General features: G+C 59.9%; 15 protein-coding genes. 6 read left to right on the forward strand and 9 right to left on the reverse strand.

The window, feature by feature from the left end:
- Window positions 1-210 precede the first annotated feature (210 nt).
- The 3 genes from ACIQUH_RS18020 to tesB form a co-directional block, all read right to left on the reverse strand.
- Window positions 211-1,557: an ammonium transporter gene (locus tag ACIQUH_RS18020; RefSeq protein ID WP_059759790.1), complete on the reverse strand. Its 1,347-nt coding sequence runs from the start codon at window positions 1,555-1,557 to the stop codon at window positions 211-213.
- Between the two features lie 29 nt (window positions 1,558-1,586).
- Window positions 1,587-1,937, reverse strand: a complete 351-nt coding sequence (locus tag ACIQUH_RS18025) for a P-II family nitrogen regulator (protein ID WP_004444057.1) — start codon at window positions 1,935-1,937, stop codon at window positions 1,587-1,589.
- Window positions 1,938-2,149: 212 nt separating this feature from the next.
- Window positions 2,150-3,034 (reverse strand): acyl-CoA thioesterase II, encoded by an 885-nt coding sequence (gene tesB / locus ACIQUH_RS18030; RefSeq protein ID WP_400817469.1) that lies wholly within the window; start codon window positions 3,032-3,034, stop codon window positions 2,150-2,152.
- Between tesB and ACIQUH_RS18035 the strand changes: the two genes are divergently transcribed.
- From ACIQUH_RS18035 to fdxA, 4 genes are all read left to right on the forward strand, one after another.
- On the forward strand, window positions 3,010-4,335 hold the full coding sequence (locus tag ACIQUH_RS18035; RefSeq protein ID WP_400817527.1) for a ubiquinone biosynthesis hydroxylase: 1,326 nt from the start codon (window positions 3,010-3,012) through the stop codon (window positions 4,333-4,335). The genes tesB and ACIQUH_RS18035 overlap by 25 nt on opposite strands.
- A 456-nt stretch (window positions 4,336-4,791) precedes the next feature.
- A complete protein-coding gene (locus ACIQUH_RS18040) occupies window positions 4,792-7,872 on the forward strand; it encodes a helicase-related protein (RefSeq protein WP_400817529.1) in 3,081 nt (1,026 codons plus the stop codon).
- A gap of 4 nt (window positions 7,873-7,876) precedes the next feature.
- Window positions 7,877-8,293: an RNA-binding S4 domain-containing protein gene (locus ACIQUH_RS18045; RefSeq protein ID WP_400817472.1), complete on the forward strand. Its 417-nt coding sequence runs from the start codon at window positions 7,877-7,879 to the stop codon at window positions 8,291-8,293.
- 158 nt (window positions 8,294-8,451) lie between these two features.
- On the forward strand, window positions 8,452-8,790 hold the full coding sequence (gene fdxA, locus ACIQUH_RS18050) for a ferredoxin FdxA (protein WP_003520294.1): 339 nt from the start codon (window positions 8,452-8,454) through the stop codon (window positions 8,788-8,790).
- Between the two features lie 73 nt (window positions 8,791-8,863).
- Here the strand turns inward: fdxA and holA are convergent, their stop codons facing one another.
- Genes holA through leuS form a run of 3 tightly spaced genes read right to left on the reverse strand, consistent with a single transcriptional unit; the run spans window position 8,864 to window position 13,081 of the window.
- Entirely contained in the window at window positions 8,864-9,901 is a 1,038-nt protein-coding gene (holA, locus tag ACIQUH_RS18055; RefSeq protein WP_400817474.1) for a DNA polymerase III subunit delta, read from the reverse strand.
- Between the two features lie 11 nt (window positions 9,902-9,912).
- Window positions 9,913-10,458 carry an LPS assembly lipoprotein LptE gene (lptE, locus tag ACIQUH_RS18060; protein ID WP_400817531.1) on the reverse strand — a complete coding sequence of 182 codons (546 nt, stop codon included), beginning with the start codon at window positions 10,456-10,458 and terminating at the stop codon, window positions 9,913-9,915.
- On the reverse strand, window positions 10,451-13,081 hold the full coding sequence (leuS, locus tag ACIQUH_RS18065) for a leucine--tRNA ligase (protein WP_400817476.1): 2,631 nt from the start codon (window positions 13,079-13,081) through the stop codon (window positions 10,451-10,453). Before leuS ends, lptE begins: the two co-directional genes overlap by 8 nt.
- Before the next feature lie 193 nt (window positions 13,082-13,274).
- On the opposite strand from leuS, the gene ACIQUH_RS18070 reads away from it, so the two are divergent.
- Window positions 13,275-13,934 carry a YggS family pyridoxal phosphate-dependent enzyme gene (locus ACIQUH_RS18070; RefSeq protein WP_400817478.1) on the forward strand — a complete coding sequence of 220 codons (660 nt, stop codon included), beginning with the start codon at window positions 13,275-13,277 and terminating at the stop codon, window positions 13,932-13,934.
- 57 nt (window positions 13,935-13,991) lie between these two features.
- Here ACIQUH_RS18070 and ACIQUH_RS18075 read toward each other — a convergent pair whose 3' ends face one another.
- Complete coding sequence (locus tag ACIQUH_RS18075; RefSeq protein WP_063951485.1) at window positions 13,992-14,693, reverse strand: DUF1013 domain-containing protein; 702 nt, start codon at window positions 14,691-14,693, stop codon at window positions 13,992-13,994.
- A 229-nt stretch (window positions 14,694-14,922) separates the two neighbouring features.
- On the opposite strand from ACIQUH_RS18075, the gene acs reads away from it, so the two are divergent.
- Window positions 14,923-16,878: an acetate--CoA ligase gene (gene acs, locus ACIQUH_RS18080; RefSeq protein ID WP_400817480.1), complete on the forward strand. Its 1,956-nt coding sequence runs from the start codon at window positions 14,923-14,925 to the stop codon at window positions 16,876-16,878.
- Window positions 16,879-16,987: 109 nt separating this feature from the next.
- Here the strand turns inward: acs and ACIQUH_RS18085 are convergent, their stop codons facing one another.
- Together ACIQUH_RS18085 and ACIQUH_RS18090 are read right to left on the reverse strand one after the other, a co-directional pair.
- Window positions 16,988-17,995, reverse strand: coding sequence for a TRAP transporter substrate-binding protein (locus tag ACIQUH_RS18085; RefSeq protein WP_400817482.1), 1,008 nt, complete (start codon window positions 17,993-17,995; stop codon window positions 16,988-16,990).
- A gap of 40 nt (window positions 17,996-18,035) precedes the next feature.
- Complete coding sequence (locus ACIQUH_RS18090) at window positions 18,036-19,313, reverse strand: TRAP transporter large permease (protein ID WP_149742026.1); 1,278 nt, start codon at window positions 19,311-19,313, stop codon at window positions 18,036-18,038.
- Window positions 19,314-19,315 lie beyond the last annotated feature (2 nt).

The raw sequence follows: 19,315 nt of genomic DNA on the forward strand, positions 1-19,315 counted from the left end.
CCATGTCCCTGAACCCGTTGTTTTGTGGTTTCGGCAAGATCCGGCAGGGTGACCTGATCCCGGATTGACAGGGAAAACTAACCGCTTGCTGGTTAATGTCGTGTTAACCATGCGGTTTTTTGAAGCGCTTCGGATTTTCAGCAAAGAAAAAGGCCCGCCGGAGCGGGCCTTCTTTTGGGACAGGGGATGGAGAACCCCTTGTCCGCGATATCAGGAGTGGTAGGCGGCTTCGCCGTGGGTTGCGAGGTCGAGACCTTCGCGTTCGGCTTCGACCGGAACCCGAAGACCAACGATGACGTCGACGATCTTGTAGAGGATTGCCGAGACGATGGCGCACCAGACGATGGTGATGGCGACGGCAACGAACTGGGTCCAGAGCTGCGAGGCGATGGAGAAGTCTTCCTTGCCCGTGCCGCCAAGCAGCGGCGAGGTGAAGATGCCGGTGCCGAGAGCGCCGATGATGCCGCCAATACCGTGGACGCCGAAGACGTCGGCGGTGTCGTCATAACCGAACTTGTTCTTCACCACGGAGACGAAGAAGTAGCAGATCGGCGAAACGATGAGGCCGAGAACGATGGCACCCATCGGACCGACGGAGCCGGCGGCAGGCGTGACGGCGACGAGGCCGGCGATCATGCCCGAAGCGGCGCCCAGCATGGAGGCCTTGCCGCGGGTGAAGCTTTCAACCAGCGACCAGGAAACGATGGCTGCTGCGGTTGCGAGGAAGGTGTTCATGGTGGCGAGAACCGCACCACCCGATGCCTCAAGGTTGGAGCCGGCGTTGAAGCCGAACCAGCCGAACCACAGCATGGCGGCACCGACGAGCGTCAGCGTCATGGAGTGAGGAGCCATCATGTCCTTGCCGAAGCCGGTGCGCTTGCCGACCATGATCGCGCCGATCAGACCTGCAATACCGGCATTGATGTGAACGACGGTGCCGCCGGCGAAGTCGAGCGCACCCATGCCGAAGATCAGGCCGTTCGCATCCCAGACCATGTGTGCGACCGGGAAATAAACGAAGGTGGCCCAGAGAATGGTGAAGAGGATGACGGCGGAGAACTTCACGCGTTCCGCAAAAGCACCGATGATCAGAGCCGGTGTGATGGCCGCAAAGGTCATCTGGAAGGCGATGAAGGTGTATTCGTAGATCACGACGCCTTCAGAGAAGGTGGCGGAGGTGCTGTCAAGCGAAACGCCCGACAGGAACAGCTTGCCGAAGCCGCCGAAATAGGGGCCGGTGCCGCCGCCGAAGGCGAAGGAGTAACCGTAGATGACCCAGACGAGCATCATGACCGCGCCGACGACCGTGCACTGCATGAGAACGGAGAGCATGTTCTTGGTGCGGACGAGGCCGCCGTAAAACAGGGCCAGACCCGGAATGATCATGAAAAGCACGAGGATCGTCGCGACATACATGAATGCGGTGTCGGCTTTTTCCGGAACGGGCGCCGCGGCTGCTGCCGGCGCGGCATCCTGGGCAAAGGCGATGGCCGGCGCCATCAGGGCCGCCGCTGCGGCGCCCAGCTTGCCGAGCGTTGAAAACTTGTTGAGTTGCATGGTTGGAAAACTCCCCTGTCAGCCGTGCTTCAAAGCGCTTCTGTGTTGGTTTCGCCGGTACGGATGCGCACGGCCTGTTCGATAGAGTAGACGAAGATCTTGCCGTCGCCGATCTGCCCGGTCTTTGCCGCAGACGCGATCGCTTCGACAGCCTTGTCGACGACGTCGGATGGAACTGCGATCTCGATCTTCAGCTTGGGAAGGAAGCTCACCGCATATTCCGTGCCGCGATAAATCTCGGTATGCCCCTTCTGGCGTCCGTAACCCTTTACCTCGGTCACGGTCAGGCCCTGGATGCCGACGCCGGTGAGCGCTTCGCGCACTTCATCCAGCTTGAACGGCTTGATAATGGCCATCACAATTTTCATCTGGTTTCCCATCCTTTGTTTTGTCCTCGGCACGGAGCCGACTCTCCTGCCGCTGGCAGATCAGTAACAGCGACTGAGGACATACATTCAAAGGACGTGCCAGTTTTGAGTGTGTCTCTAACGTATTGAAATATAAAACTTATATGAAAGGCGTCTGAAAAAGGGGCATTTGTCGCCAAAATTTGCGTCTATTAAATGTGCGATTTTCTGAAAAAGCACGTTATTTAATCATTTGCCCTTTTGCGGATCAAACCCTCCTGCGCCACGGAGGCGACCAGTTCACCCTGTCTGGTGAAAATATTGCCACGGGTCAAACCGCGTGCGCCGGACGCGCTGGGGCTGTCCTGGGTGTAGAGCAGCCAGTCGTCCAGCCGGCATGGCCGGTGGAACCACATGGCGTGATCGAGGCTCGCCACCTGAATGGACGGATCGAAGATCGTCGTGCCATGGGCATAAAGCGACGTGTCGAGCAGGGTCATGTCGGAAAGATAGGCGAGAATGGCCGATTGAAGGCGCGGATCAGCAGGCACGTCGCCAACGGCGCGGACCCAGATATCCTGCTGCGGCTCCAGCTTTTCCTTAGAGATATAATGGGTCAGCGAAACCGGCCTGATCTCGATCGGTCGCTTGTTGCTCCAGTATTTGCGGATGGAAGCGGGCGCTTTGGCAAGGAAGGCTGCCTGCATCTGTTCCTCGCTCATTAGCTTCTCGGGCGGTGTCACATCCGGCATCTTGATCTGATGGTCGAAACCATCCTCGAAAATCTGAAACGAGGCCGACATGGAAAAAATGGCTTTGCCATGCTGGATGGTGACCACCCGGCGTGTGCAGAAGCTCGCACCATCACGGATGCGTTCCACCTGATAGACGATGGGCACCAGCGGATCGCCGGGGCGCATGAAATAGGCATGCAGCGAGTGCACGAAGCGGTCGTCATCCACGGTCCTTTGCGCGGCGATCAGGGCCTGCGCGATGACCTGGCCGCCGAAAACCCGCTGCCAGCCGATCTGCGGGCTTTCGCCCCGGAAGAGGTTCTCTTCCAGCTTCTCGAGATCGAGCGTGGCGATGAGATTGGCCATCGGGTCTGACGTTTGCGAGGGATGCGACATTTTTTCGGCCTGCTCCGGCTGTAGGAAGACGTCACATGGTCTATAGTGCGCCGATGATGCGTGCACAAGATTTGAGGAGAAGCGTGATGCTGGACGTGGTAGTTGCAGGCGGCGGATATGTCGGTCTTTCCGCTGCTGTTGCAATCAAGCAGGCGGCCCCGCACCTTGATGTGCAGGTGGTCGAGGCCGCTCCCGAGGACGTCTGGAAGAAGGATATGCGCGCCTCCGCCATCATTGCCGCGGCCACGCGCATGCTCGATGTCTTCGGCATATGGAACGAGATCGAGCCCGAGGCTCAGCCGATCCACAAGATGATCGTTACCGATTCGAAGACCGCCGATCCGGTCCGCCCTGTGTTTTTGACCTTCGATGGCGCGGTGGAAGCGGGCAGGCCTTTTGCCCACATGGTTCCGAACGTCGCTCTGGTGGGTGCCTTGCGAGGCCTATGCGAGCGCCTCGGTGTCGAAATGCGCCATGGTCTCAGCGTTTCAGGCTTTACCGCAGGGCCGCAATCGACAGCCATAAACCTTTCCGACGGATCGTCGCTCGAAACCCGGTTGCTGATTGCCTGTGACGGGGTTCGTTCGGTGCTGAGGGACATGGCCGGTATCAAGACCGTGCGCTGGGATTACGACCAGTCCGGCATCGTCACCACGGTCGAACATGAGCGGCCGCATGAGGGCTGTGCTGAAGAACATTTCCTGCCCTCCGGCCCTTTCGCCATTTTGCCGCTGAAGGGTAACCGTTCCTCGCTCGTCTGGACCGAACGCACGGCCGACGCCGACAGGCTGGTCGCTTCCGACGATCTGGTGTTCGAGGAAGAGCTGGAGCGCCGCTTCGGCCACAAGCTCGGTCCCGTCCGTCCCGTTGGTCCCCGCCGTGCTTTTCCGCTCGGTCTGACTTTGGCGCGCTCCTTCGTTGCGCCACGGTTTGCGCTTGCGGGTGATGCCGCGCACGGCATCCACCCGATTTCCGGACAGGGCCTCAATCTCGGTTTCAAGGATGTGGCGGCGCTTGCCGAAACCGTGGTCGAGGCCGACCGTCTCGGCCTCGATATCGGATCCCTCAACGTTCTGGAGCGGTATCAATCCTGGCGTCGTTTCGACACGCTGCGCATGGGCGTGACGACGGATGTGCTGAACCGGCTTTTCTCCAACGATGTCGGCCCTATCCGCATCATGCGCGATTTCGGTCTGGGCGTGGTGGATCGTTTGCCGGGTCTCAAATCCTATTTCATCGGCCAGGCCGCCGGCACGACGGATGCGAATGCGCCGCGTCTGCTCGCCGGCGAGGCGCTCTGATCCGATCCTTCGTGGATGTTTTGAATAAGTTTTTCCGGGATTGCCGCTTGACAGTCGATTCCGGTATTTCTGCCCGGCGGCTTTACCGTAAAGCCGAATCCGGCCAAGGACTTATCCGGATTCATAATCTGGTATGGGCTGCGCCCTCGCCACCCAGATATTGCGGAGAACAAAAGCTGAATCCTGCCGAGTCAGCGATTCGTATTCGATTCGTTCGCAGACTGTTCCGCAGCCGAATCGATTGCATTTTTGCCGGATTCTTTTTGGACCTTCAAGTCACTGAATCTGTACAGAAAAATCATTGGCGGATTCCTCCTTGGCTACTTTACGGATGAGGCCTATTGCCTTTGTTGGCGGGCGTTGCCATGTGTGGTGCGTGCGGCCCGCATCGGTGATGCCGGGCGCACGACAAGCAGATGAAGTCGATTCGCGGATACTACGTTGAATTTTCGCCCCATGATCCTGAGCGGCCGCGGTGTCACGGCCGTTCTCGGCCCCACCAATACCGGCAAGACCCATTACGCGATCGAGCGGATGGTCGCGCATGGCAGCGGTGTCATCGGCCTGCCGCTGCGTCTTCTGGCGCGGGAGGTCTATACCCGTCTGGTCGAGAAGGTGGGTGCGCCGAATGTGGCGCTGATAACAGGCGAAGAAAAGATCGCGCCTCCCAAAGCCAAATATTCCGTCTGCACGGTGGAAGCCATGCCGCGCGAGACGACCGCCGCTTTCGTTGCCATCGACGAGGTGCAGCTGGCCGGCGATCTCGAACGCGGGCATATCTTCACCGACCGGGTGCTGCATCTGCGCGGACGGGAAGAGACGCTGCTTCTGGGTGCCGGCACGATGCGTCCGATCCTCGAAAAGCTGCTGCCGGGAATAACCGTGGTGGAGCGGCCGCGCCTGTCGCAGCTTTTTTATGCCGGTCAGAAGAAGATCACCCGTCTGCCGCAGCGCACGGCAATCGTCGCCTTTTCCGCCGATGAGGTTTATGCCATCGCCGAGCTTGTGCGCCGCCAGCGCGGTGGCGCGGCCGTGGTGCTGGGCGCGCTTTCGCCGCGCACGCGCAATGCGCAGGTGGGCCTCTACCAGTCGGGTGATGTGGAATATCTTGTCGCGACGGATGCCATCGGCATGGGTCTCAACCTCGATGTCGATCACGTCGCCTTCGCGCAGGACCGCAAATTCGACGGTTACCAGTTCCGCAACCTCAATCCGGGCGAGATCGGCCAGATCGCCGGCCGCGCCGGCCGTCATCTTCGCGATGGTACATTCGGTGTCACGGGGCGTGTCGATCCGTTCGACGACGAGCTGGTGGAGCGGATCGAAACCCATCAGTTCGATGCGGTGAAGGTTCTGCAATGGCGGACGAAAAACTTCGATTTTTCCTCCATTGCCAATCTGCGCACGAGCCTTGATGCCGCGCCGACGATCCAGGGGCTTTCGAGGGCTCTGCCAGCCATCGACCAGCAGGCGCTTGAATATCTGTCGCGCTACCCCGAGATCATCGATGTGACGACGACGGATGCGCGGGTGGAAAAACTCTGGGAGGCCTGCGCGCTGCCCGATTATCGCCGCATCGCCCCCGCACAGCACGCCGATCTGATTTCCACGCTCTATTTCGATCTCGTCAAGCGCGGGGCGGTGAACGAGGATTTCATGGCCGAGCAGGTGCGCCGCGCCGACCGTACGGATGGAGAGATCGATACCTTGTCTGCGAGGATTGCGCAGATCAGAACATGGACTTATGTATCGAACCGCCCAGGATGGCTTGCCGATCCGACACACTGGCAAGAAAAGACGCGGGAAATCGAGGATCGATTGTCCGATGCGCTACATGAAAGGTTGACGAAACGCTTTGTTGATCGCAGGACATCTGTGCTCATGAGGCGCCTGAGAGAGAATGCGATGCTTGAAGCTGAAATCAGTGTAAATGGTGATGTCTTCGTAGAAGGTCATCACGTCGGCCAGTTGGCCGGGTTCCGGTTCACACCGGTGCCGGGAATGGAAGGGCCGGATCAGAAGGCCGTGCAGGCTGCGGCGCAGAAGGCGCTTGCGCTCGAATACGAGGCGCGCGCCGCGCGTCTGCACGCCAGTGGAAATGGCGATCTCGCTTTGAGCTCCGATGGTCTGGTTCGCTGGTTGGGCGAGCCGGTGGCTCGCCTTTCGGCCGGCGACAACATCATGAAGCCGCGGGTGATCCTGCTCGCCGATGAGCAGCTGAGCGGCAATGCCCGCGATCATGCGCTGGCGCGCGTCGAGCGTTTCGTCAATCACCAGATTGCGACCGTGCTGAAGCCGCTGGACGATATTTCCCGCGCCGAGGACCTTCAGGGTCTGGCGAAGGGCCTGGCGTTCCAGCTCGTCGAAAATCTTGGTGTATTGTTCCGCCGCGACGTCGCCGAAGACGTGAAGTCGCTCGATCAGGACGCGCGTGCCTCCATGCGCCGTTATGGCGTGCGTTTCGGCGCCTATCATGTTTTCCTGCCCGCGCTTCTCAAGCCCGCCCCGGCGGAGCTTGTCACGCTGCTCTGGGCCTTGAAGAATGATGGCCTTGGCAAGCCGGGTTATGGCGATCTCATCCCGGTGCTGGCCGCCGGCCGTACGTCGGTCGTCACCGATGCCAGCTTCGAGCGCATGTTCTACAAGCTCGCCGGTTTCCGCTTCCTTGGGAAGCGTGCCGTGCGTATCGATATTCTGGAGCGTCTGGCCGATCTCATCCGCCCGCTGCTGCAGTGGAAACCCGGTCAACAGCCGCGCCCGGAAGGTGCTTATGACGGTCGCCGTTTCACGACCACGACCGCCATGCTTTCCATTCTCGGCGCAACGCTCGACGACATGGAAGAAATTCTGAAGGGCCTTGGTTATCGCGCCGATCAGGTGACGGCGGAAGAGGCGCAGGCCTTCCTCGCCAGCCATGCCGGTGCCTCTGCTCCGGCTGCCGCAGAAGCGGCGACGGCTGAAGAGGAAAACATCGAGACCGAGGAGCACGAGCCGGTTTCCGAAGAGCAGGTGTCCGAAACGGCGGCTGTTGCGGAAGGCGAAGCTGTCGAGGCACCCGTTGCCGAAGCTGCCAGCGAAGAGGCTATCGTTGCCGAGGCTGCGCCGGAAAGCGCGGAGGCCGCCGAGCCCAAGCCCGTTCTTCTGTGGCGTCCGGGTGGTCGCAACGAAAATCAGCGTGGCGAAAACCGTCGTCCCGGCAATCGCGGCCAGGGCCGCGGTGAAGGCGCGCGCGAACAGGGCGAGCGTCGTGGTGAAGGTCGTCGCGACAATCGTGACGGTGCAAACCGCGAAGCTGCCAATCGCAGTGGCGACGGCGAGCGCAAGCGCGATGGCGGCCGTCCCGACCGTGGCAACAACCGCAACAATGATCGTCATGATCGCGGGGAGCGCAAGGACCGGCCGGAACGCAATGACCGTGGCGGAAAGCCGCAGGGTCAGCAGCGCTTCGAAGCCAAGCCGCCGCGTAAGGAAAAGCCGCTCGATCCGGATTCACCTTTCGCAAAGCTCGCTGCTCTCAAGGAGCAGCTGAAGAAGTAAGCCTATGGGAAGCAGCGAACAGCCACTGGAAAGCACGCGTCAGCGTTTGGACAAGTGGCTGTTCTTTGCCCGTATGGCCAAATCCCGTTCACTTGCCCAAAGCTACATTCAGTCGGGCCACGTCAAGGTCAACGGCATTGCCATTCGCCAGTCCAGCCATGTGGTAAAGGCGGGCGACAGGCTGGAGATCGGCTTCGAGCGGATGGACAAGGTGCTTGTTGTCAAGTCAGGGGGAACACGGCGTGGACCCTATGAGGAAGCCAGACTTCTCTATGACGATGAGACACCGCCACGGGAACCTTCCGACAGGCTGACGCCTCTGGAGCAGGCGTTGCGCGAGCCGGGCAGCGGGCGACCGACCAAAAAAGAGCGCAGGGCGCTCGACAGGTTTCTGTCTGATAGCGACGGAAGCAAAGATTAGAATAAACCTCCAGGTCACACCCGTTTTTCAGAATTGTTTATCCTTGCTATCTGCAGGCAAAGGCATTACGTCACTTGCGAAATTGCCCTGTCTGAATTCCGGGCGACGGCTTGTGTTCCGAAGCCCACAGACCCGGCCTGCATATTCTGGAGTTCATCATGACATATGTCGTGACCGACAATTGCATCCGCTGCAAATATACCGATTGCGTTGAGGTCTGCCCCGTCGACTGCTTTTACGAGGGTGAAAATTTCCTCGCGATCAATCCCGATGAATGCATCGATTGCGGTGTGTGCGAACCGGAATGTCCCGCCGAAGCCATCAAGCCCGATACGGAGCCGGGTCTCGACAAATGGCTGAAGCTTAATGCCGAATATGCGGCAATCTGGCCGAATATCACGATCAAGCGCGACCCGATGCCGGAAGCCAAGGAAATGGACGGCGTCGAAGGCAAGCTCGAGCTCTATTTTTCTGCCGAGCCCGGACAGGGCGACTGATTTTTAAAGTCTGATGGCGAAACCTTGATTAAAAAGCCCTCGCAGCAGCAGCGCGAGGGCTTTTTGCTAAGTCTCATCCGCCACGGCCGGATTGCAGCGTGGTGGACAGCAATGTCAGAAGGGCCACGCTTTCCTCCAGGCTTTGCCGCTGACGGCTTTGCAGGATGGCGGCCTGCAGACGGTTCATCTCGCGGGCGATCGCCGCTGGCTGCCATGTTCGCAGCGCTCTTTCGATGATGGGTTTTCGGCGGAAATGGATGTGGCGTCCAAGTGTCTGCATGACCTGACCGGCCTGCAGCTTTTTCTCATCCATTTCGGCGCGCATCTGGTCGAGCAGCTGGAATTGCTTGAGGCATCCCTGGAGCACAAGGAAGATCGGGGTCTTCGAAGAGACGATCTTCTGCGTCGCATGGAAAAAGGCGTTTCTGTCGCCTTTCAGAATGGCATCAACGGCGTCGTCCGCGGAAACCGTGCTGGCATCGCCGATGATCGCCACTACGTCGTCTTCTTCGATCACCTCGGCCCCGCGGCAATAGAGCGCCAGCTTGCGGATTTCGTTGCGTGAGGCGATACGGTCGCCGCCGAGAGATTCAATCAGTCTCTGCCGCGCGGCCGGTGCAATGCGCAGATTATCGGCGGAGAGCTCCTGATCGATCAATGCGTTCAGGGAGCGCGCATCGTCGGCATAACAGGGAATTGCGGCGATGGAGCGTGCCGGTTCTGCGATCTTGCGCAGTCCCGTACCCTTCTTGATGTCGCCCGCTTCGATGATGAGAAAGCTCGCCTCCGGCGGTGTCTCGGCAAGAATCTGGAGCGCATCCACCAGCGCCTTTTCCGCCGCGGCACCTTTAACCCAGACAAGTTTTTCGCCACCGAAGAGGCCGATGGCATTCACCTCATCGAGCAGACGGCCCGGATCGCCCTGCAGATCGGATGCGGTCAGTTTCAGCGATGCGAAAGCGTCATCGGGATCGATGCCGGTCTTTTTGGCGATGACGCCTGCGCGTTCCGACACGAGGCCGCGATCCGGGCCATAAAGTACGAAAACGCGAAAGCGCTCCGCCGGATTTTCGGCGAAGCGCTCAAATTCATGGGACTTTATCTCCGTCACGGCCGCCGCTCTCAGCGGCCGAGGGTGGCGGCGATATCGGTGCGGATGATTTCAGCCAGTTCCCGGGCCGCCCGGTTCTCGGCGTCGCGGGTTGCCCTGATCTTGGCGAATTCCTGCTGCGGCAGGTCCACCTGCGCCGTCACGCTGCGGCGTGCGGAACGCAGGATTTGACCGTCGGAAACGCGTGTCAGCACATATTGACCGCTCATCACGACACGACCTGGGTAAGGGCCATCGTAATTGTTGTTGGCGCGGGTCGTCAGGTCGTAATTCTGCACTTCCGTTGACGTGGCGCTCGAGCTTACGGAAACCTTGACGTTATATTGCGCCGTGGCCGGTTCGCCAGCGCCGCCGGACATCAGGAAGATCAGCTGATTGCGGACTTCCTGCCCGACTCTGCCGCCGGTCTCGGAGACGCTGACGGCTGCCAGCCTCTCTTTGGTTCCGGAAGCCTCGCCGTAAAGCGGGCGCACCTGGCAGCCTGCCAGAAGACCAGCCATCGTCACGACGGAAATCGCTGCCGCGATGCGGCTCCATCTTGAAAAAACGTCAGACAACAATGTTCACAATCCTCTGCGGAACCACGATGACTTTCTTGGGCTCGCCACCGGCAAGAATCGATTTGACGGCATCAAGCGCAAGGGCAGCCGTGCGGACCGCATCTTGATCCGCATCGCGCGCGATTGTCAATTCACCGCGCTTCTTGCCATTGACCTGCACGGGCATGACCACATCGTTTTCCTCGACCAGCGAAGTCACAAAGGTCGGCCATGGCGTCTGGGCGACGAGTCCTTCATTGCCCAATGCCGACCAGCATTCTTCCGCAAGATGCGGCGTCATGGGGGCGATGATGCGGATGAGAATTTCAACGGCGTCGCGTGCGGCCGCTTTCACGTCGTTCGCCTTGCCGCCGGCGGCAACATCGGCGAGCGGAGCAGCGAGCGCGTTGACCAGTTCGTAGATGCGGGCGATGGCTTTGTTGAAGGCGAGCTTGTCCAGATCTTCCTGAACGGCCTTCAGCGTCTTATGGGCCGCCTTGGAGGCTGCCAGACCTTCGCCTTCGGTTGCCGGCTTCGGCTGGACCGTTCTCAGCTCTTCCGCCGCTTCGCCGATGATGCGCCAGACGCGCTGGACGAACCGGTTTGCGCCTTCCACCCCGGCTTCGGACCAGATGACGTCGCGATCGGGCGGAGAATCCGACAGGACGAAGAAGCGTGCGGTATCGGCCCCATAGGATGCGATGATATCATCCGGGTCGACGACGTTCTTCTTCGACTTCGACATCTTCTCGATCGAGCCGATTTTCACTTCCGCGCCTGATGACAGCAGGAATGCCTTGCGGGCGCCTTCCGTTTCCTCGATGCGCAGGTCGGCGGGCGAAATCCATTCGCGGCTCATGCCCTCGCCATGGCTATAGGTCTCGTGCACGACCATGCCCTGCGTGAACAGGCCCTTGAAGGGTTCCTTGACGCCGACATGGCCGGTTTCGCGCATGGCGCGGGTGAAGAAGCGCGAATAGAGCAGGTGCAGGATCGCGTGCTCGATGCCGCCGATATATTGGTCGACCGGCAGCCAGTGGTTGGCGACCTTCGGGTCGGTCGGCTGGTCTTCCCACGGCGCGGTGAAGCGTGTGTAATACCAGCTGGAATCGACGAAGGTATCCATCGTGTCGGTTTCGCGGCGCGCATCATGGCCGCATTGCGGGCAGGAGACATGGCGCCAGGTCGGGTGCCGGTCCAGCGGGTTGCCGGGCACGTCGAAAGTCACATCGTCGGGCAGCTTGACCGGCAGGTCCTTTTTCGGAACCGGCACCACGCCGCAGACTTCGCAATGGATGACCGGGATCGGGCAGCCCCAGTAACGCTGGCGGGAAATGCCCCAGTCGCGCAGGCGGAAATTGACCTTGCGTTCGGCCTGCGGCGTGTTGCCCAGCGTCTGCGCAGAAAGCTTTTGCGCCATCGCCTCAAAGGCGTCAGCCGTCTTCATGCCGTTCAGGAAGCCGGAATTGATCATCACGCCGTCATCGGTGAAGGCGGTATCGTCGATGGTGAAGTTTGCGGCATCGGGGCCTTCAGGGGCGACAACGGCCACGACCGGCAGGCCATATTTGCGGGCAAAATCCAGGTCGCGCTGGTCGCCGGAGGGGCAGCCGAAAATCGCGCCGGTGCCGTAATCCATCAGCACGAAGTTGGCGACGTAGACCGGCAGTTCCCAGCTGGAATCCAGCGGATGCACGACCTTGACGCCGGTATCAATGCCCTTCTTTTCCGCGGTTTCGAGCGCTGCCAGCGAGGTGCCATGGCGGCGGCATTCATCGCAGAACTCGGCAATATCAGGGTTCTTCGCCGACAGTTCCTTTGCCAGCGGGTGGTCGGCGGCGATTGCCAGGAAGGAGGCACCGAACAGGGTGTCCGGGCGCGTTGTATAGACGGTGATGTCGGAGAAACCTTCCGGCGCCGTCTCAGCAACCGTCTGCCAGCGCAGTGACAGGCCTTCGGAGCGGCCGATCCAGTTCTTCTGCATCAGGCGCACTTTTTCCGGCCATTGATCCAGTTCGTCCAGCTCGTCCAGCAGGTCCTGGCTGAAATCGGTGATGCGGAAGAACCATTGCGTCAGTTCACGCTGTTCGACCAGCGCGCCGGAGCGCCAGCCGCGGCCGTCGATCACCTGCTCATTGGCCAGAACCGTGTGGTCGACCGGATCCCAGTTGACCTTGGACTGCTTGCGGTAGACCAGGCCCTTTTCCATGAAATCGACAAACAGCGCCTGCTGGCGATGGTAATATTCCACATCGCAGGTTGCGAATTCACGGGTCCAGTCCAGTGATAGGCCCATGGATTTCAGCTGGCCGCGCATGGTGGCGATGTTCTGGTAGGTCCAGTCCTTGGGATGGACCTTGTTCTGCATGGCGGCGTTTTCCGCAGGCATGCCGAAGGCGTCCCAGCCCATCGGGTGCAGGACGTTGAAACCGCAGGCGCGCTTGTAGCGCGCGACGACGTCGCCCATGGCGTAGTTGCGGACATGGCCCATATGGATGCGTCCCGAGGGATAAGGAAACATCTCCAGAACGTAATATTTCTCACGCGGATCGCTGTTGTCGGTGACGAAAACCTTGTCTTCGTTCCATTTCTGCTGCCAGCGCGGCTCGGCGTCGCGAGGATTGTAACGTTCGATGGCCATTGTGTAGAATTCCGGGTATCGAGGGGAAAAATTTGCGCTGACCTTCACCATGAAACGACCGGGGCGTCAAGTTTGGCGGGGCATTCGGGCGTTCAATCTTGGCCAGCGTGCCTCAAATGGTGCTAAACCTGCTTGGCATCAAGGCAATCGGCGTCTAGTTAGCGTTGCGAATGGTTCAAATGAAGGTCTTGTGATGGAAATCGAAGCACGTCTTGAGGATGTCAGGCAGCGCATTGCGGATGTTGCGGAAAAATCCGGCCGCAAGGCGACGGATATCGCCCTCGTCGCCGTCTCGAAGACTTTCGACGCGGAGGCGATCCAGCCCGTGATCGATGCCGGCCAGCGCGTGTTCGGCGAAAATCGCGTACAGGAAGCGCAGGGCAAGTGGCCGGTACTGAAAAAGAAGACGCCCGATATCGAGCTGCATCTGATCGGTCCGCTACAGTCCAACAAGGCGGCGGATGCCGTGGCGCTGTTCGATGTGGTGCAGAGTGTCGACCGGGAGAAGATCGCCCGCGCGCTTGCCGAGGAATGCGGCAAACAGGGTCGCAGCCTTCGTTTTTATGTGCAGGTCAATACAGGACTTGAGCCGCAAAAGGCGGGCATCGATCCGCGTGAGACCGTGGCTTTCGTCGCCTTTTGTCGCGATGAGCTGAAATTGCAGGTCGAAGGACTGATGTGCATTCCGCCGGCGGAGGAAAATCCCGGTCCGCATTTTGCCCTTCTGGCCAAGCTCGCCAAGGAATGCGGCCTTGAGAAGCTCTCCATGGGCATGTCTGGCGATTTCGAAACCGCCGTCGAATTCGGTGCGACCAGCGTGCGCGTCGGTTCGGCGATTTTTGGCGCACGATAAGCCATTCAACAAAAAACCCGGCGCGATGGCCGGGTTTGATGGTTCGAGCGGCTACGATCAATATTGATCGTCTTCGTCTTCATCCTTCTGGGTGGACTTCAGCGACGAAAGCTTCTTGAAGACCGCATCGGCGTCGATCTGGTCGTCTTCCTCACGCTGGAAGTTGTAGTCCAGGCCTTCCGTCGCGGTTGCCGGCTGCAGCGTGTTGTCGAGTTCTTCGGCAGTCGGCAGCGGACGACCGCGCGAGGCGCGTTCGACTTCGAGGTCGAGGTCGATCTGGCTGCAGAGGCCGAGCGTTACGGGGTCCATCGGCGTCAGGTTGGCCGAGTTCCAGTGGGTGCGGTCGCGAATCTGTTCGATCGTCGATTTCGTGGTGCCGACGAGGCGCGAGATCTGCGCATCCTTCAGTTCCGGATGGTTGCGAACAAGCCAGAGAATGGCGTTCGGACGATCCTGACGCTTGGAAACCGGGGTATAGCGCGGGCCACGGCGCTTGGATTCCGGCACGCGCACCTTCGGCTCGGAGAGCTTCAGCTTGTGGTTCGGATTGCCTTCGGCGCGGGCGATCTCGTCGCGGGAAAGCTGTCCGGTCGCGATCGGGTCGAGGCCCTTGATGCCCTGCGCGGCTTCACCATCGGCAATCGCCTTGACTTCGAGCGGATGCAGTTTGCAGAACGTGGCGATCTGATCGAACGACAGCGCGGTGTTGTCAACCAGCCATACAGCCGTAGCCTTTGGCATGAGCAATTGTTGAGCCATAGATACAGTCCTTCTGTCCGTCCGCGCCGGTGTCGCGGGCGTGGTATCAACCACTGATTTCCGGGATATTGGCGCTCTATAACCGGATTGCATCATAATTGCAATTCTTTGCGAAACAAATGACCTTTGTCTAATTGCCGTGCGGATTTGAACTGCTATGAATTCACCACATGCCTGAGGTGGGAGTCTCGGGCCACGTCAAAAGCCATATCGGTTCCAGGAGGAGTTCATGTCTGCCAAAATCTACCCGGTGCTCAAATCGGCGAAGGCCCGCACGCTCATCGACAATGAGCGTTACCAGAAATGGTATCAGGAGAGCGTCGAGGATCCGGAAAAGTTCTGGGACAAGCACGGCCGGCGGATCGACTGGTTCAAGCCCTATACCAAGGTCAAGAACACGTCCTTCAAGGGCAGGGTGCCGATCAAGTGGTTCGAAGACGGCCTGACCAACGTCTCCTATAACTGTATCGACCGGCATCTGAAGACGCATGGCGAGCGGACGGCGATCATCTGGGAAGGTGACAATCCCTATATCGACAAAAAGATCACCTATAACCAGCTCTATGAGTATGTCTGCCGTCTGGCGAACGTGCTGAAAAAGCACGGCGTCAAGAAGGGCGACCGTGTAACGATCTATATGCCGATGATACCGGAGGCGGCTTATGCCATGCTCGCCTGCGCCCGGATCGGCGCCATCCATTCGGTGGTCTTCGGCGGCTTCTCGCCGGAAGCCCTGGCTGGCCGCATCGTTGACTGCCAGTCCACCTTCGTCATTACCTGCGACGAGGGCGTGCGCGGCGGCAAGCCGATCCCGCTCAAGGAAAATACCGACAAGGCGATCGATATCGCCGCCAAGCAATATGTCATCGTCAACAAGGTTCTCGTCGTGCGCCGCACCGGCGGCAAGACCGGCTGGGCGCCCGGTCGTGACGTCTGGTACCATCAGGAAATCGCCACGGTGAAGCCTGATTGCCCGCCAGTGAAGATGCGTGCGGAAGACCCGCTGTTCATCCTCTATACGTCGGGCTCTACCGGCAAGCCGAAGGGCGTGTTGCACACGACGGGCGGCTATCTCGTCTATACGTCGATGACGCATGAATATGTCTTCGATTACAAGGATGGCGAGGTCTTCTGGTGTACGGCCGATGTCGGCTGGGTCACCGGCCATTCCTACATCGTTTATGGGCCGCTGGCGAACTGCGCGACGACGCTGATGTTCGAAGGCGTTCCCAATTTCCCGGATCAGGGGCGTTTCTGGGAAGTCATCGACAAGCACAAGGTCAATATTTTTTACACTGCACCGACGGCGCTCAGATCGCTGATGGGTGCGGGCGACCAGTTCGTCCAGCGCTCCTCGCGCGAAAGCCTGCGGCTTCTCGGCACGGTTGGCGAACCGATCAATCCGGAAGCCTGGGAGTGGTATTACCATGTGGTCGGCGAGGACAGGAGCCCAATCGTCGACACCTGGTGGCAGACGGAAACCGGCGGTATTCTCATCTCGCCGCTGCCCGGCGCGACCGATCTGAAACCGGGTTCGGCAACGAGGCCGTTCTTCGGCGTGCAACCGCAGCTTGTCGATGCGGAGGGCAATGTTTTGGAAGGCCCCGCTGACGGCAATCTCTGCATCATCGACAGCTGGCCGGGCCAGTCGCGCTCCGTCTATGGAGATCATCAGCGTTTCGTCGATACATATTTCTCCACCTACAAGGGCAAGTACTTCACCGGCGACGGTTGCCGGCGTGATGAGGACGGTTATTACTGGATCACCGGCCGCGTCGATGACGTGCTGAACGTCTCCGGCCACCGCCTCGGCACGGCTGAAGTGGAATCGGCGCTCGTGTCGCATCATCTCGTTTCGGAAGCGGCCGTCGTCGGTTATCCGCACGCCATCAAGGGGCAGGGCATCTATTGTTATGTCACGCTGATGGCGGGCCAGAACGGCGACTATGCGCTGCGTGAGGAGCTGGTAAAGCACGTGCGTAACGAGATCGGGCCGGTTGCGACGCCCGACAAGATCCAGTTCGCCCCGGGCCTGCCAAAGACCCGTTCCGGCAAGATCATGCGACGTATCCTGCGCAAGATCGCCGAGGATGATTTTGGTGCGCTGGGGGACACATCGACGCTCGCCGATCCGGCCGTCGTCGAAGATCTCATCGCCAACCGGCAGAATCGCACGGCATCCTGATTTCCGGAAAAGGCTGCTTCGGCAGCCTTTTTTCGATCTTGAGTTTTCTGCAAACAAAAACACCCGGAGGCGGAAACCTCCGGGTGTTTTTCATTTCAACCAGATGGGCTTAATGGCCGCGGATCTTCTTCAGGTCCGCCAGAACGGCGTCAACGACATCAGCGCCGATTTCAGCCTTGTGCTTTTCGTAAACGACCATCGACTTTTCACGGATACGGGCCTGCTCTTCAGGAGACAGGCTGTTCACTTCGAGGCCGGCGGCCTTGATCTTCTCCAGAGACTTCTGGTTCAGTTCGCGGATGACCTTGCGCTCTTCGTCGCGGCCGACAACTGCGCATTCACGCAGCGCTGCCTGCTCTTCGGGCGTGTAGCTGTCAAAGATCGGCTTGGAGAAGAGGAAGAGGAACGGCGTGTAGGCGTGGTTCGTCTCGGTGATGTACTTCTGCACCTCGTAGAACTTCGAGGTGTCGATCGTCACATAGGGGTTTTCCTGAGCGTCGATCGCGTTGGTTTCCAGCGCCGAGAAGACTTCACCGAAAGCCATCGGCGTTGCATTGGCGCCGAGGTTCTGGAAGGTGTCGAGGAAGATGTTGTTCTGCATCACGCGGACCTTGAGGCCCGAGAAATCTTCCCACTTGTTCACGGCGTGCTTGGAGTTGGACAGGTTGCGGAAGCCGTTTTCCCAGTAAGCCAGGTTTACCAGGCCCTGTTCTTCCAGCTTCTTGTTCATCATGTCGCCGAAAGCGCCGTCCATGACCGCGTCAGCTTCCTTGTCGTTCGCAAAGAGGAACGGCAGGTCGAAGACGCCGAGCGACGGGATGAGGCCGACGAGCGGCGAAGAGGACGTCACGACGGCTTCCTGAACGCCGGAGCGCAGGGCCTGGGTCGCCTGAAGGTCGCCGCCAAGCGCGCCGCCCCAGAATGCCGTCAGCTTCAGCTTGCCGCCCGACTTGTCGTCGAGGCAGGCCTGCATGGCCTTGATGCCGTTGCCGACCGGGTGGTCCTGGTTGATGCCGTTCGAAACGCGGATATTGCGGCTGTTGAATTCGGCCATTGCCGGCGCTGCGGCGCCAACGGCGAATGCGATTGCCGTGGTGGTCAGAAGAAGCTTTCTCATAATATCCTCCCTTGGATTGTGTTCGAGAAGCGGTTGCGGATTAACGAAGGTACTGCAGCGGAACCAGAACGATGTCCGGGAAAATCACCAGCAGCGCCAGAACGATGGTTTCGGCAACGAGGAACGGCCAGACGCCGATCGTGACCTTGCCGAGCGGGATGCGGCCGACGCCGCTGACGACGTTGAGAACCACGCCGACCGGAGGGGTAATCAGGCCGATGGCGTTGTTGATGATGAAGAGAACGCCGAAATAGACCGGATCGATGCCCGCCTGCTTGACGATCGGCATCAGAACAGGCGTCAGGATCAAGATGGTCGGCGTCAGGTCGAGCGCGGTGCCGACGATGAAAACCAGAACCATCATGGCGGCCATCAGCAGCATCGGGCGATCGATGAGCGGCTCGATGTAGCCAGCCACTTCGTTTGGAATGTTTGCAGCCGTGATAAGCCATGCCGAGACGAGCGCTGCACACACCAGGAACATGATGATCGAGGTGCTCTTGGCGGCGCGCAGCAGAACGTGGAACAGGTCCGCGGGCTTCAGCTCGCGATAGATAACCATGCCGACGAAGAGGGCATAGGCGGCAGCAACGACGGCGGCTTCCGTCGGCGTCATGATGCCGGCCTTGATACCGCCGAGAATGATGACGGGCATGCCGAGCGCCCAGCCGGCGCGGGCAGTCACAAGCAGACGTTCCTTGCCCGACGTTTTGGGCAAGGGCTGTACGTTGTCCTTACGCACGACGATCAGCCAGGCGATGATAAGCGACGCGCCCATTAGAATACCGGGAACGATGCCGGCGAGGAAAAGCTGGGTGATCGAGACGTTGGCGGCGACACCGAAAACGATGAAGGCCATCGAAGGCGGGATGACCGGGGCAATGATGCCGCCTGCGGCGATGAGGCCACCGGAGCGCGGAATGTTGTAACCGGCCTTGGCCATCATCGGGATGAGGATTGCGGCAAGGGCTGCGGTATCGGCAGCGGCGGAACCGGAAATGCTGGCCATGATGATGGCCGCGACAATCGCCACGACGCCGAGGCCGCCACGGATATGACCGACGAGTGCGATTGCAAAGTCGATGATGCGGCGGGAAAGGCCGCCGGAATTCATCAGTTCGCCGGCCAGAATGAAGAAGGGGATGGCGAGCAGCGTGAAGGTGTCCGCACCCGAAATCATGTTCTGGGCGATGATCGCCGTGTTGAACATGCCCATGTACCACATGAGCACGACGCCGCAGAACATCAGCGAGAACGCGACGGGAACGCCAATCGCCATGGCTCCCAGGAGAGAGCCGACAAAAACGAGAAGTGTCATGG

This window comes from Agrobacterium sp. NPDC090283 (assembly GCF_044769685.1).
GTDB lineage: Bacteria > Pseudomonadota > Alphaproteobacteria > Rhizobiales > Rhizobiaceae > Agrobacterium.